Source organism: Bacteroidota bacterium, from assembly GCA_016713925.1.
Classification (GTDB): Bacteria; Bacteroidota; Bacteroidia; order AKYH767-A; family OLB10; genus JAJTFW01.
The window spans coordinates 459,449-474,035 of the sequence record JADJOH010000008.1 but is presented as its reverse complement, the minus strand read 5'-3'; the positions used below and the strand labels follow the sequence as shown (position 1 = coordinate 474,035).

Genomic DNA, 14,587 nt, shown 5'->3' with positions numbered 1-14,587 from the left:
AAATGCGCGCCCTGGCCGGGCAAACAGCTATTTATGGATTAAGCAGCATCGTAGGGAGGCTTCTCAACTACCTGCTCGTCCCGTTGTATACCCGCATTTTCGCACCTGCTGAATACGGTGTGGTGTCGGAGTTTTATGCTTACATCACTTTTCTGATGGTCGTGTATGCATTGGGAATGGAAACTGCATTTTTCCATTTCTCCAATAAAAAAGAGCGTCATGAAAATGTATATGGCAATGGGCTCACCACCCTACTTTGTACAACCGGCTTCTTCACCATCATTCTATTGCTGTTTTCGACTCCGATTGCAAGCGCCCTCGGTTATCCGGATCATGCCGATTATGTACGTTGGTTTGCCTGGATACTTGCCTTCGACACCCTATCGACATTACCCTTCGCCAGATTACGACAACAAAATAAAGCCATGCGCTTTGCACTCATTAAGCTGCTTGGAATTTTTATTAATATAGGATTGAATCTTTTCTTCTTATTGGTCTTGCCTTCTCTTCAGAATAACCCTGCTCCCGCTGTTTCAGGTATTGGATATGTCTTTATCGCAAACCTGGTGGCCAGTGGAGTCACCCTGCTTTTCCTCCTCCCCGAATTGCGATTGATGAAAGGCGGTTCCTTTAGTTTTCCCCTCGTAAAGGAAATGCTCATTTACGGTTTTCCGCTCCTGATTGCAGGCTTTGCGGGGATGATCAATGAAACTTTAGACAGGGCAATTCTAAAATATCTGATCACTGATAAATCCATCGCGATGCAGCAGTTAGGAATATACAGTGCCTGTTACAAGCTCAGCATACTCATGACACTTTTCGTACAGACGTTCCGTTATGCGGCTGATCCCTTTTATTTTTCACAACATCATAAAGAAAACAGTAAGCTGCTTTTCGCCCGGGTGATGAATTATTTTGTCCTGGCGGGATGTTTTATATTTCTTGGTGTCATGTTCTACATGGACATCATTAAACACTTCATCGGCGAGCAATATCATGGAGGATTAAATGTGGTTCCTATTCTGCTTGCCGCAAATCTTTTCCTTGGCATTTACCTCAACATGAGCATCTGGTATAAACTAAGCGGCAAGACCGGTTATGGCGCCTGGTTGTCGATACTCGGGGCATTGATAACGATTGTTTTTAACTTATGGCTCATTCCTGAGATGGGCTTTACTGGTGCAGCGTGGGCTACCTTTATTTGCTATACTTCGATGATGCTTTTATCCTACTTAAAAGGACAGCAGGTTTTTCCGGTTCCCTATGAAATCGGTAAATTAGTATTCATGATGGGGAGTGCGGCGCTCTTTTGGCAAATCTTTGAGCAAGGTAAAATTTATTTCCCGTTGAATATGTACGCATGGTGGGGAATAAGTGCTGTCATCTTATTTACTTATTTCGGAAGCATGTGGAGATATCTTGGAGGGAAAGAGCAACTGCCGCTCTTCAAGAGAAAAAAATAATTTTACTTTCGTTCCGTAACATCCTTCAATCGGGATAAAAGAATAATTCGATTCTGTTCCAGGCTTTAACACAACAGAATGATTTCGATGGTTAGAGAAATGGGTGATGAATGAGAATTTTTAAACGATCATTAAATAGAAATAAGTCACATCCTGATATCTTTGTCGCATGGAATACCCCGCTCCACAACTTGATGCACCTACCTTTCTGGAATTAATGAAATCGGAAAAACCGGTACTGGTAGACTTTTATGCTACCTGGTGTGAGCCCTGCAATTATCTGGATGAAATTCTTACGGCGCTGGAAATTCGTCTGGGTACAAAGGCGACCATCATGAAGCTGGATGTAGATGAACAAACGGAATTGTCACAGCATTTTCAGATCAGGAGTGTCCCCACCTTGATGATCTTCAAAAACGGGGAACTGAAGTGGCGAATGGCTGGCTTCAAGATGGTACATGAACTTGAGGAAGAAATTATAAAGTTTATTTAGAAAATCAGCATTACTACTTAAAAATCAATTCCTGATTGCTCTGAGCATTTGTCGGTTGCCCGGGAGCATATCGATTATTTCAACAGAGAACCCTGCTGATTTCAGACTTCGTTGCACCAACTTTTCTGTTGAACTTGTAACGAGAATTCCCTTGGGAGCCATTGTGGCATGAATGCGGTAAAAAATTTCTTTGGTCCACATTTCAGGTTGTACTTCGGGGGCAAAGGCATCATAATAGACCAGATGATAACGGTAGGGGTTATCCGAAAACTCCCGAATATCAATGAAACGTTTTTCAAGAACGAAAGTTGGAGTTATCTCCCCTGCTACATTAAAAGGAAGTTCATGCATGCGTTGCAATACATTTTCATGCTCCGGAAATCCGCTTGCCTTCGCATACATGGGATAATTTATCAGATCAGGCGAAACCGGATGCAATTCGATAGCCGTGTACCAGATGTCCATTTGATGTTTTCCGGCTTCCTGATAAGTGAGCAATGCATTAAGTCCGGTACCAAATCCAACTTCAAGAATATTCAGTTTTAATCCGAAACGGAGGAACGCTTCTTTGAGTCCGGCTTGAATAAAGATATTTCGAGACTCAGCCATCGCACCGTGGCATGAATGGTAATAATCATTCAACTCCGTCAAAACCGATGCAGAGCTATCAGAGGTAATTTGATTCTCCATCCTGATAAAAAGTATTATGGTTTATTCAAAAGTAGGATTTTATCTCGAGATCATATTCAGTAAGTGTTACGGCCGGCTCCTTCACCTGGGATTTCATTTATTTGAGAACTATGGAATAGATCTTCCGTCAACCTACAATTTGAGGCAGCTCTGTGAGGAATGTATTCCAATTTGATAAAATGCATTTCTATAAGTACCAGCGAGGTCAAGCACCCACAAGGTTTTAAACTTCGCGAGGTCTTAAACTTCGCGGAACGGAAGAGGTACAAAAAGGACATTGCATATTGGTTAAAAAGGGACTGAAATTGGCCAAGATGAAGAAAATGGTCAAGAGTTAAAATTAAGTCATTGATATTCAACACTTCCATATGCACCCGCGAGGTCTAACACCCGCGAGGTCTTAGACTTCGCGGACCGGAAGAGGTACGGAAAGGACATTACTTATTGGTTAAAAAGGTAGCGAAATTGGCCAAGATGAAGAAAATGGTCTCCTTGAAAAATTAAGTCATTGATATCTAACTCTTCCATATGCACCCGCGAGGTCTAACACCCGCGAGGTCTTAGACTTCGCGGACCGTAAGAGGTACGGAAAGGACATTGCTTATTGGTTAAACAGGTAGCGAAATTGGCCAAGATGAAGAAAATAGTTTCCCTGAAAAATTAAGTCATTGATATCTAACTCTTCCATATGCACCCGCGAGGTCTAACACCCGCGAGGTCTTAAACTTCGCGGACCGTAAGTGACACGGAAAGGACTTTATATTTTGGTTAAAAAGGGACAGAAATTGGCCAAGATGAAGAAAATGGTCTCCCTGAAAAATTAAGTCATTGATATTTAACACTTCCATATGCACCCGCGAGGTCTAACACCCGCGAGGTCTAACACCCGCGAGGTCTAACACCCGCGAGGTCTTAAACTTCGCGGACCGGAATAGAACGGAAGAATTAGGTAAAATGGATGATAGGGCAATTGAAAAGCCAAATCACTGAACCGAATTTCCTCAAAATAAAAAAGGAGATACATTTAGTATCCCCTTTTAAATGGTTGACCGACCAGGGCTCGAACCTGGACTTTTCTGAATCAAAATCAGATGTGTTGCCAGTTACACCATCGGTCAATCCGTACTTGGCGCTGCAAATTTATTAAATTTCTCCTTTTCAAAAAGGGAAATATGAGAAGGATTCGAGATTAAAATGCAAATAACTACGGCGTAAACGTATAATCTTAATTCCTGCATTTTACTAAAAATGCGAAAGCACCTTAATTTGAATAAGGTGCCTTCGAATATGGATTTATATCTGTTCCTTAATTTACATCTGCAGTTAACCTGCTGATGAATGTCGATTAAAAATTTAACTGTTTACAATGACTTTCAACTTTGTACCCAGCTTGAGAGTAGCATTATTCAGATTATTGATATCCTTGATCATCTCAACAGTTACACCTTCATAGCGTTTAGCAATATTCCACAAAGTATCTCCTGGTTGTACAACATGATAAATATATCTCGGAGAGGTCTCCACCACTCTTTCGTTGTCATCTGTATCTGCAGAAACCTGAGCCTGACTTTGTTGATCAGCAGATTCTTCTCCGTTTATAGCACGATTCACATTGGCGGAATCATGAGCATCGGTATCCTTCTTCACAGCAACTTCTACTGCAGGAGCCGATTTTACCGGGACCTTCGTCTTCACATAAGCATAAACACTTAATTTCTGTCCTGAACGCAAGGTACTTGACTTTAAACGATTCATCTTTTTCACTTGCTGTACCGACATATCATATTTACCTGCTATCACCCCAAGATTTTCTCCACGACGGACAGTATGCACTTTCTTAACACGCTTTGTGATGGTTTCATAGGCTGTACTGCCTTCATCAGCAGCATCTCTCGAACTCCTTCTGCCGGCATAAACAGGCATCACCGGGCGAGCCGGTGGGAGAGATTGTGCCATTATACTCTCCTGACTAGACATGAAGATAGCCATTTTATTGGTAGGCAATCTTAAAATATAATCTGAACCTACATCGGGAATAATATTCTTTTTGTAGATGGGATTTAAGAACGAAATGACATCAACCGGAAGATCCAATGTGTTTGACAACACCTTAAAATTAATGGCATTACTTACAGTAATTGTATCCACCTCAAAATAAGAATAAGCCGGAGAGACAGGATACAAGTTGTGCTCACGGGAATAATTCATAACATAAGCAACTGCAATGAAGGCCGGTACATAGCTCCTGGTTTCTGCAGGTAAATAATGCATGATTTCCCAGAAGTTTTTCTTTCCACCGGATCTTTTAATCGCCTTATTCACATTACCGGCCCCGCAATTGTAAGCTGCGATCACCAGTAACCAGTCCTCGTAAATTTTGTACATGTCTTTAAAATATTGGCAAGCTGCAAAAGTTGCCTTCAAGGGATCTCTCCGCTCATCGGTATAACTATTGACCTTCAAATCATACATTATACCGGTATTATACATGAATTGCCAAATCCCTGTAGCACCAACACGGGAAACAGCAATTGGATTTAATGCCGACTCCACCACTGACAAGTACTTAAACTCCAGGGGCAATCCCTCTCTATCCAGAATTTCTTCAAACATGGGAAAGTAAAGATTCGATAATCCCATAGCTCTTTGCGTCAACCCTCTCTTTCTGACAGCATATAAATCAATAAAGCCCTTCACATGTTCATTATAAGACATGGGAATTGGAGACAGAATTTCTGAAATCCGTTGAGCATAGACTTCGTCAGAAAAGGTTGGAACAGAGCCGGGTACCACCGCATTAGGATCAAAACAATTGGCATCCTGTTGGTTATATCTCACAACATGCGTTAAAGTCACCAGACTGTCCAGCAATGCTGAGATGGGATCATATACTTCTTCTGTGACGTTAGGACTACTAATTTCACGATTATCCTGAGCATTTACCGAAGTAAAACTTAATATGGATATGAATATTAACAGAAGGAGACGGGTCGTAATTTTCATATTTCTTCTCGGGGTTTAATGATGCTACACAGATACTTTGGTAAGATCGGTTAAAACTAATTCAAAGTGAAGTATACTCCTCCACTTTCTTTCACTCTTTACAAAACATCGATTATTGATAACTTATTGTATCAGAGAGATTAAACGATATAAAGAGCTGATTTGTTACTCTTAAAGGTCTAAAAATCGTTCAATTCTTGCTCAAAACAATAAATCATTTGGGCGAATCGCTGTTTTCCTGATTCGCAAATTTAAAAACTTAGGGTGAAATGGGGTGAAAGTTGGGTGAAGAAGTGTTATTCTGCCACTTTAATAGAAGCCGGTTTCGCCTTCCATACCTTTAAATAATAAGGTAAAATACTGAAAGCTACACCCATAATAGTCAGAATATAAAGAAGCTTCAGACTCGAAATATTTCTAAGAGCTAATGCTATTACAATAAATCCAATGTTTACCAAATAGAGTGTCAAAGCTGCTTCACGATGCGTTAATCCTAAATCAAGTAACTGATGATGGATATGGTTCCTGTCGGCATGAAAGGGTGATCGACCATTTAACAGTCGGATGATAAATATTCTTAAGGTATCTGCCAGCGGAATGATAAGGATGGCTATGGCCATCGCCGGACTAGAACGGAACGGAAACGCATAGGGCAATGATTCAAAACTGAGCTCAACAAAATTGATGCAAAGCACAGAAAGAATTAACCCGACAACCAACGATCCGGTATCCCCCATAAATATATTGGCAGGAGAGAAATTGTAAACAAGGAAGGCCAGCAATGAACTGAAAAGAGAAAAGGCAAGTATGCAGAGGGCAATTTGTCCATAGTTGTAAAACCATAAGCCGAAAGTAAAGGCAGCAATAGCTCCTACTCCACCGGCAAGTCCATCTATACCATCAATAAGATTATACGCATTAATAATAGTAAGTATGGTAAAAATAGTAATAACACTACTTACCCAATACGGAATCTGATAAATACCAAATACACCACACATGCTGGTGATTCTGATATCTGCAAAAAACACAATGATGATAGCAGCAAATAATTGTCCGTACAGTTTCTTATGAGCGGTTAATTCAACGATATCATCTTTTATCCCTATGAAGAACATCACAATAATTGCAGCAACAATGTACTGAGTGGATCCTGTGTTCAACCCGGCTGACCAAAACGTATAGGCAAATGCAACTCCCGCAAAGATGGCCAAACCACCAAGCGTAGGAATACTTGACTTATGCGCTTTCCTTTCTGTGGGTTCATCAAACAAACTTTTAATTACCGATACCCGAATAATTGACGGTATCGCCATAAAGGTGATCAGGAAAGCTGTAATACAGGCAAATGTTATGTTCAACATTGGAAATTATTTGAGTCAAAATTAACTTTATATACTTGGTCTTCTTTATAAATATGGTGAATGATCTTAAGTACTACGGGAATGAATTATTTTAATCTCCCAATTCTTCTACCTCTTATTTTCGCATTAGACTTAAGGCAAATCTAAGGCACAGGACGTATACAAAGCAAGTTATTTTATCCCCATTAGCGGTGATTCTTCATGCACTTCAATTTTACTCTCCCCTGACCGTAAAAACCATATAAAAGAATGTTTATCAGTAATTTAAATAAAGAAGGGCTGAACAAATAAACCAGATTCAAGACATAAATGCAAACAGAACGTTAAATTTTAAAAATCATAATAACGGTTAAATAAGCTGGTTCGAATTCCTCCCTGAACCAGCAAGGCATTAATCGTCTCACCGGATTGCTTTGAACTTCTCATGGCGATGTTTGCAAAAAGATTCATTCTGTAAACCGGATTAATGAGGAAGTTTATGTTGAGATCAACCCACATAATGGTTGTTTTCAATCCTTGCCCGACTTCATTTCCGAATTCACTTTCCCGGTCATTGTAACTGAGGAAAACATTTTGTCCATAGTTACGTCCTGCCGTATCGTACCCGACCTCGGCTATACTCATCTTTGCATCCAGATGCCAGCGCTTATAATTGTAGCGAACTATACCCACTGCTTCCCAGAAATTAGCTCCTAAAGGATGGGCCAGCGGTGCCCTGTGATGACTATAGCTCCCCAACACATCACGGTGCTGATAGGTATACGGACGAACATAATTCAACTCTCCCTGCAAGTACAAATTCTTCACGCCAAGTACATTGAAACTCTTAAACCCTGCCTGTACCCCTTGCTTATTGGCCCACCATCCTTTGCCGGATTTCACATTTTCAAGAAGGAACTCATCCAGCATCAACTGACCATATAAAAGATTACGGCTATTGATCATAAATTTAGCGTTGATTCCCATCAATACATTATCCGGGGAATTAATGCTGAATTCAACAGGGCGAAGGAAGATGAAAGGATTCAAATAACCCATATCAAATCCACGTGCACCACCACTGTCTGCATGCCAGATGACTGTTTCAAAGATTCCGATGCTGGCCCGCTTGCCAATATTGATATCCAGATAATGCATGGAAGCATATTTTTTATCAAAAGGGGACTGATCATTCAGATATTCGCGCGTCAAATCTCTCAGCTCCATGAATAGATTTACATATCTGATCTTCCAAACATCAGTAATAATTTTAAAATACGGATAATGAAATGCATTGTCAGAGAGTAATAATGAGCGATAACCATCTCCTATAAAATGCCTGTCCTGTCCGAATTCAAAAGTGAAATGTCTGTTCAGCTGGAAATTAATAGAGCCGGTTGAAAATGCATAATCAAAACTGGCATCATCAAATTTTCTCACACTTACTTGTCCGGGAACAATCCTTGTCTTTCGCACTGTTGAATCCAGATAGGCCGGAAAATGAACTCAGATTTTCATAAAAAGTAGCATTAAATCCGAATTTCTTTCCGATAGAACCATTGACCCACAACCCTCGTGTATTATAATAATACGAATCATCATTCTCCTGATCTATCCCGCCGGTAAAATCAAAAACAGGGTCGAGGTAGATGCGATAATCCTCCTCCTCCACCTTGAGCAAATGTTCCGAAAATAATTTTCGCCCAACCAGCGTGGTGTTAAATTTTTTTGAGGGATTTAAGGGAATGCTGATGAGTGAATCATACTGCCTTCCATAGTCCGACACCATCCGCTTAGAGGCAGGCAAACTATCGGTAATAAACAACATCGCATCCACTGCATCCCTTCGTAAAAAGGGTTTAAAGGAAGAATGCAGACCGTTGCCGACATGATTCATCTCTTTTGTAAAATACTGTTCTACCTGATTGCTCAGCGGAAGAAATGCATTTTGCCCCTTCAGTATTCCTGATGCAGCAAGTAGCAGTAGTATAATAAATGAATATCTTTTCATAAATTTCTTTTAGTTATTGCCAAACACTTTTCCTTTGTACCATATTCGGGAAGTACCGTCCGGGAGGTCGTACTTGAGGGTGTTCCCGTTTAACTCATAAGCAGAAATTCTTTCCATACTTACCTCGTAGGATTTCCCCTCTGTGAACATATGCAGCCGATTGGCCTGATCCATCCATGCGATATTGTTTTCACTCATCTGATAGTTCAGAGGCCTGAACTCGTCCAGCTCATAGCGAACTCCATCCTGAAGTAACTGCAACTGATTATTGAAGAAAAACAGCACCGAGCGATCCCGTACCTGATAAAAGTCGGGAGGATAAGCTTCTGCCTTTACCAATTTTCCTCTGTTAAAAATTTTGAATGAATTATCATCCGCCACATAAGCAATCATATCCACACCGGCCTGAAAGGAGAGGGGTTGAAATCGCTCCAGCACCAGAATTTTTTCGTTGTAGAATACTTTCAGGTAATTATAAAGTCCATCTACATAGGCAATCAGATTACCGCCTGCTTCATAAGCTACCGGAGCAACATTATCAATATCGTAAACATGATCATTCAGGTAGGCTTTAAAAAATCCGGTATTGTTGACATAGGCCACCGAGTTCTCTCCTATTTTATAATCGATCAGACTCCCGGTAAGGGTGACTTCAAGGTCGTGCAATTGTCCCCGCCCATAAACGCGCAGGATATCCACATTGCGATCGCGAAAGGCGATGAGGCTATCACTGACTTTAAAATCACGAAGAAAGAAAGTGAGTTGTGTCACCTTGCCTTCGTCAAAAACACTCAACATCAGATCCCGCTGAAAATACATCATACTCTGCGTCAGTTCGTAGTTGGTCGCCGTCATATCTCCTAATTTAAACTTTTCGCCCTTGTAATATACCATGAGATCATTGGCATTGTTGGCATACGCAATCATGGAACCTTTGGCTTTAAAGGAACGGACGACTTGCTGTTCTAACTGTCGCGGCGTACCGTTTTCGAAAATATAGAGGAAGTTCCGAAAATCACGATAGCCGTGAAGGAAGGTGGGTTGATCCTCCCCTGCCCGGACAGGAATAACCAGCAGGCAAAGGAGTATTAAAAATAAGTTAGTGTGTTTCAAGCAGCTTCAGTATTTCATCCAGTTTCGGAGATAGTATCACTTCAATTCTTCTGTTTTTCTTCCTGCCCTCTGTCGTATTGGCTTTGTCAACAGGCATGAACTCCCCTCTTCCTGCTGCTGTAATTCGTATAGCATTTATTGTACTTCCTGTAAGTAAAATTTTCACTACCGATGTGGCTCTCATAACACTCAAATCCCAGTTGTCCTTAATTTCTCCGGTGCCATGCATGGGAACATTATCCGTGTGACCTTCTATTTGTATATTGATGTCCGGATTTTTTTCCAGCACTTTTCCTAAATCGCGGATCGCCTCCACGCCCTTCGGATCCACTACAGTGCTCCCGGTCGCGAAAAGCAAACGCTCTTCCATCATGACATATACCTTCCCGTTTTTCATCTCCACACTCAGCCCTTTGTCCTGATAGCCCAGTAAAGCTTTGGCCACCGAATTGCGCAGCGCCTTCACGGCAGAATCCTTGCTGGCCAGAATTTGTTCCAGTTCAGCCAGCCGGCGGTTCTTCATGCTAAGCTCTCCGCTAATCAAAGATAAGCTATCTTCTTTCAAGGATAACATCTTTGCCTTCCTGGACAATTCGTCTTCCTTCTTTTGCAATTGCTCCTGCGTTTTCTGCAAGTCACGAATCAACTGTCGTGTAGCTTCCGTATTTGAGGCCGCATTGGGACCATCTTTCAGTAAGGTTTGGTAGGTATTGTTCAGTTTTTCAAAATTGCCACGCAGATCACGTAATTCCTGACCTTTTATTGTGGTGTCGCTTTCCAATGCCTTGATTCGGATTTTCAGGTCTTCTACCATAGCACTGAGTTCCCCCTGACGGGTATTTAACTGGAGATTGGCGGCTTTCAGCTCTTCATTTTCCTTATCACAAGCCGACTTTTTCGCTTTTAGTTCATTGTGCATGCGGGAGGGCACGCAGGAGATCGAAATAACTGATATCAGGATCAGCAGAGGGATTAAACGTTTCATAATTTCTTTGAATGGTCTAAATTAACAAGCCCACCAAGACGGTTGGCAAGGTATTTATGTAATATTCAACACAATTCTGTTGAAACAAATTTTCTTCCGGCACGATATTGAAGTTGTACAATACGTTCGTAAATTAGTAGTTACTATATCATTACCTATGGAAAAGAAACTGAACGACAATTGGATTACCGAACAACATATTGATTTCGAGTATAAAAAGTACCTTCTACTTGCCTATCTTCAACATGTAAGTGAGCGTTTTGAAGAAACCCGGCTCTACCCCGCACTCAGCGAACTCGTCAAACATTACCGTAATCTGGTCGCATTGCGCGAACAAAAGAAAAATCTTTTCGACTCTTTCCCGGAAAAACTCAGCCAAACCGATTTCCAGCATTTTAAACTCGTTTATGAAAAACTTTGCGATGATGATCAACTCATGCGGGAAATTGAAAATATCATTGCCTTCAGCATCCCACAATTTGAACAGCATCTCGCCGAAGGAAAGAAAATTTATGATTTCATCGAATCCAAACTGAATATTTATCCCGTCGGCATTGTTCCCTTGCATACAGATGCCGGCTATTTGTTTTTACGGAATGGCAATCTTACTGAAACCGTAGTGTTCGAATATCAGATTACGATTTACGATCAGCCCAACGAACGGTACAGAGCGATTGGATTACAATATGTCAACTCGTATGAAAAAACGCTTCGCAATACCTACGAGAATATAAAGCACGACTTACTTCTCTACAATAAAAATTTACCAAACCCTGCTACCTACGTCATTGAATCGGAGTTGACATTGCCGTTGGAAGATACCTTGTTGCCACTGGCGAAAAGAACGTTGGTGAAATATTTACATTGATACATTGATATACTTTGGGATACTTTGAGATACATTGAGATACGTTGAGATACATTGAGATACGTTGAGATACATTGAGATACGTTGATATACTTTGGGATACGCTGATATACTTTGGGATACGTTGATATACTTTGGGATACTTTGGGATACGTTGGGATACTTTGAGATACGATAAGATACATTGAAATTATTTTACTTGCATTTATCAGGGACGGTCAAAATCAAGCAAGCAGCAAGCGGCAAGCAGCCAGAAGCCGGTAGCCGGTAGCCGGTAGCCGGTAGCTACTTCTTGATTAGAAAAGTATCATAGCCTGCAAAAAAATCAATTTGAACTTTATGAACTTTTTCAACTTTAGCAGGAAGAGGACCCCGATGGCACCATTCGAAGAGACTTTAGATATTCTCTTCCTCACCGATAGCTTCTATTAATACAGATCCATCGGGCTGATTCATCACAAATCCCCTGAGCTTTAAATCAAGTGCTTTAGAGAGTGCAGATTGACGAAAAAATACACCCTGTACTTTACCGGTAACAATGATTCGAACCGCGACCATCTTTTAAAATAATTTTGAAGAATAAGACAGAATATAATTTACCTGAAAAACAGGAAGCTATCAAACCGCCATAATTCTTTCTCGTGAAACTATTTCCCTGTAAAAACAGCTTTCCTTTTATTCAGAAAAGCATCAGTGCCTTCTTTAAAATCATTTGTTGTAAAGCATGCACCAAAACGCGCGATCTCTTCTTTAAAGCCATCCGATTGTTTGTCATAATGCGCATTTACAGTATGTACTATTTCGGCTATGGCAACAGGAGCATTCGCAATGATTTTATTCAATACTTCTCGGCACTTATCCAACAATTGATCAGAAGGAACAACATAATTAACGAGTCCCAGACGATACGCCTCATTGGCATCGATCATGTCAGCCGTCATCAATAACTCCATCGCTTTGCCTTTACCGATGAGTTGGGCTAAACGTTGCGTACCTCCGTAACCGGGAATGAGTCCGAGTTTCACTTCCGGCTGTCCGAACTTTGCATTTTCTGCAGCAATTCGCATATGACAAGCCATCGCCAATTCACATCCTCCACCGAGAGCAAATCCGTTCACCGCAGCAATAACAGGCTTACTGCATGTCTCCACGCTGTTAAATACGTCATGTCCGTGAGCACTCAAGGCCATCCCCTCTTCCAGACTAAAAGAAGCGAACTCGCTGATGTCAGCACCGGCAATAAAAGCCTTTGCACCGCTACCGGTCAGGATAATTCCGCGAACATGATCATCTTGTTGAGCAGCAAGAAACGCTTTCCCCACTTCAGCGATGGTATCTTTATTCAATGCGTTTAACTTATCGGGCCGATGAATGGTAATCGTGCAAATCGCATTTTCTACAGTATAAAGGATGTTGGTATAGTTCATATCGTGATTCGTGTTTGGTAGTAAGGGTTCACGCGTTTAGCGAGTGTTGTAAAGAATAATTTTTCAGCTAATTCAGGTACCGGTTGAACGTCAGATTTTTTTCAATCTTTTTACTTCTTCCGTCATATAGCTGATAATTTCCGAAGTTTCTGTTCCGGGAGGAAATAACCGGCCACAACCCATGGCTACCAGCTTCTTCATATCATCATCCGGAATAATTCCACCACCGGTCAGCAACACATCATCCATTCCTTTCTCCTTCAACAAATGAAGGATCCGCGGAAAAACAGTCATATGAGCACCACTCAGAATACTGACGCCAATGGCATCCACATCTTCCTGGACAGCGGCATTCACTACCATTTCGGGAGTTTGTCGCAAACCGGTATAAATCACTTCCATACCGGCATCGCGCAGGAAGGAGGCAATTACTTTGGCGCCACGGTCATGGCCATCGAGGCCGACTTTAGCAATGAGAACACGGATAGGGCGTTGCATGGGGCAAAAGTAATAAAACGATCGTTCTTCTCGTCATTTCTCATTCCATCTTCGATGCATGAGTCTGACGAGATCACCGGGGGGATCGTCTCGTCATTACTCAATTCGTCTTCGACGATTTGAATCTGACGAGACTGGGGGGGGATGGGGAGCGACGGAAGATGGACATCGTTTGGAAGTCAGGTAGAAAGAGGGGCGAATATGGACTTCAACGAGTTATTGTTATCTTTGTGTTGAATGAAGAAAATAGTAGGCTACTTATTGATATTTTCCTTTGCCGCTTCAGGCACGGGATTGGATCAGGTATTTAAGATGCCCGTTCTCTTCACTCATTTTCTGGAACATCGCACCGAAGACCCTGATCTGTCATTTTCCGTTTTTCTGGAAATGCATTTTTTAAATTCGAATTTGGCAAATCATAAAGACGATCTGAATCACCATCCTCAACTTCCTTTTAAGAACCATGACTGCTCACAGCATACCGATTATCTGAAGTTTTATCAGCGCAAACATGCTGAGGGGAATTTAACTATTGGAATGAACGATTGCAGGGAATTTACCATCCCTTCAAAAGACAATCTACCCCCCAATTCCTATTTCACGGATATTTGGAATCCGCCCAAATCTTAAACTGTATATATTTCATGTGCTGATCAGTCTATGCGCTGATCATTCAATTATCGTATCATGCAC

General features: G+C 41.3%; 14 protein-coding genes and 1 tRNA gene. 4 read left to right on the top strand and 11 right to left on the bottom strand.

Annotated features, from left to right (window positions below):
• Nucleotides 1–2: 2 nt before the first annotated feature.
• The gene (locus tag IPJ86_16285) at nucleotides 3–1,463 is read left to right on the top strand and encodes a polysaccharide biosynthesis protein (GenBank protein MBK7888779.1); all 1,461 of its coding nucleotides are present in this window, start codon (nucleotides 3–5) and stop codon (nucleotides 1,461–1,463) included.
• A gap of 169 nt (nucleotides 1,464–1,632) precedes the next feature.
• Entirely contained in the window at nucleotides 1,633–1,956 is a 324-nt protein-coding gene (locus IPJ86_16280) for a thioredoxin fold domain-containing protein (GenBank protein ID MBK7888778.1), read from the top strand.
• Between the two features lie 24 nt (nucleotides 1,957–1,980).
• Here IPJ86_16280 and mnmD read toward each other — a convergent pair whose 3' ends face one another.
• The 8 genes from mnmD to IPJ86_16240 all read right to left on the bottom strand — a co-directional run bounded on the left by mnmD (nucleotide 1,981) and on the right by IPJ86_16240 (nucleotide 11,101).
• Nucleotides 1,981–2,646 (bottom strand): tRNA (5-methylaminomethyl-2-thiouridine)(34)-methyltransferase MnmD, encoded by a 666-nt coding sequence (gene mnmD, locus IPJ86_16275; protein MBK7888777.1) that lies wholly within the window; start codon nucleotides 2,644–2,646, stop codon nucleotides 1,981–1,983.
• Nucleotides 2,647–3,688: 1,042 nt separating this feature from the next.
• Nucleotides 3,689–3,764, bottom strand: a tRNA-Gln gene (locus tag IPJ86_16270).
• 235 nt (nucleotides 3,765–3,999) lie between these two features.
• On the bottom strand, nucleotides 4,000–5,649 hold the full coding sequence (locus IPJ86_16265; protein ID MBK7888776.1) for a LysM peptidoglycan-binding domain-containing protein: 1,650 nt from the start codon (nucleotides 5,647–5,649) through the stop codon (nucleotides 4,000–4,002).
• A 296-nt stretch (nucleotides 5,650–5,945) separates the two neighbouring features.
• Entirely contained in the window at nucleotides 5,946–7,013 is a 1,068-nt protein-coding gene (locus IPJ86_16260; GenBank protein ID MBK7888775.1) for an undecaprenyl/decaprenyl-phosphate alpha-N-acetylglucosaminyl 1-phosphate transferase, read from the bottom strand.
• Between the two features lie 330 nt (nucleotides 7,014–7,343).
• On the bottom strand, nucleotides 7,344–8,468 hold the full coding sequence (locus tag IPJ86_16255) for a hypothetical protein (protein MBK7888774.1): 1,125 nt from the start codon (nucleotides 8,466–8,468) through the stop codon (nucleotides 7,344–7,346).
• A complete protein-coding gene (locus IPJ86_16250; GenBank protein MBK7888773.1) occupies nucleotides 8,419–9,003 on the bottom strand; it encodes a hypothetical protein in 585 nt (194 codons plus the stop codon). The genes IPJ86_16255 and IPJ86_16250 overlap by 50 nt, the downstream gene beginning before the upstream one ends.
• A gap of 9 nt (nucleotides 9,004–9,012) precedes the next feature.
• On the bottom strand, nucleotides 9,013–10,116 hold the full coding sequence (locus IPJ86_16245; GenBank protein ID MBK7888772.1) for a hypothetical protein: 1,104 nt from the start codon (nucleotides 10,114–10,116) through the stop codon (nucleotides 9,013–9,015).
• Entirely contained in the window at nucleotides 10,103–11,101 is a 999-nt protein-coding gene (locus IPJ86_16240) for an OmpA family protein (GenBank protein MBK7888771.1), read from the bottom strand. The genes IPJ86_16245 and IPJ86_16240 overlap by 14 nt, the downstream gene beginning before the upstream one ends.
• Nucleotides 11,102–11,258: 157 nt before the next feature.
• Between IPJ86_16240 and IPJ86_16235 the strand changes: the two genes are divergently transcribed.
• Entirely contained in the window at nucleotides 11,259–11,969 is a 711-nt protein-coding gene (locus IPJ86_16235) for a hypothetical protein (protein ID MBK7888770.1), read from the top strand.
• 396 nt (nucleotides 11,970–12,365) lie between these two features.
• Here IPJ86_16235 and IPJ86_16230 read toward each other — a convergent pair whose 3' ends face one another.
• From IPJ86_16230 to IPJ86_16220, 3 genes are all read right to left on the bottom strand, one after another.
• On the bottom strand, nucleotides 12,366–12,527 hold the full coding sequence (locus IPJ86_16230; protein MBK7888769.1) for an acylphosphatase: 162 nt from the start codon (nucleotides 12,525–12,527) through the stop codon (nucleotides 12,366–12,368).
• 89 nt (nucleotides 12,528–12,616) lie between these two features.
• The gene (locus tag IPJ86_16225; protein ID MBK7888768.1) at nucleotides 12,617–13,396 is read right to left on the bottom strand and encodes an enoyl-CoA hydratase/isomerase family protein; all 780 of its coding nucleotides are present in this window, start codon (nucleotides 13,394–13,396) and stop codon (nucleotides 12,617–12,619) included.
• Between the two features lie 90 nt (nucleotides 13,397–13,486).
• Entirely contained in the window at nucleotides 13,487–13,894 is a 408-nt protein-coding gene (locus IPJ86_16220) for a cobalamin B12-binding domain-containing protein (protein ID MBK7888767.1), read from the bottom strand.
• A gap of 237 nt (nucleotides 13,895–14,131) precedes the next feature.
• Here IPJ86_16220 and IPJ86_16215 point away from each other — a divergent pair, with 237 nt between their 5' ends.
• Nucleotides 14,132–14,524 carry a hypothetical protein gene (locus IPJ86_16215; protein ID MBK7888766.1) on the top strand — a complete coding sequence of 131 codons (393 nt, stop codon included), beginning with the start codon at nucleotides 14,132–14,134 and terminating at the stop codon, nucleotides 14,522–14,524.
• The last annotated feature ends 63 nt before the right edge of the window (nucleotides 14,525–14,587 follow it).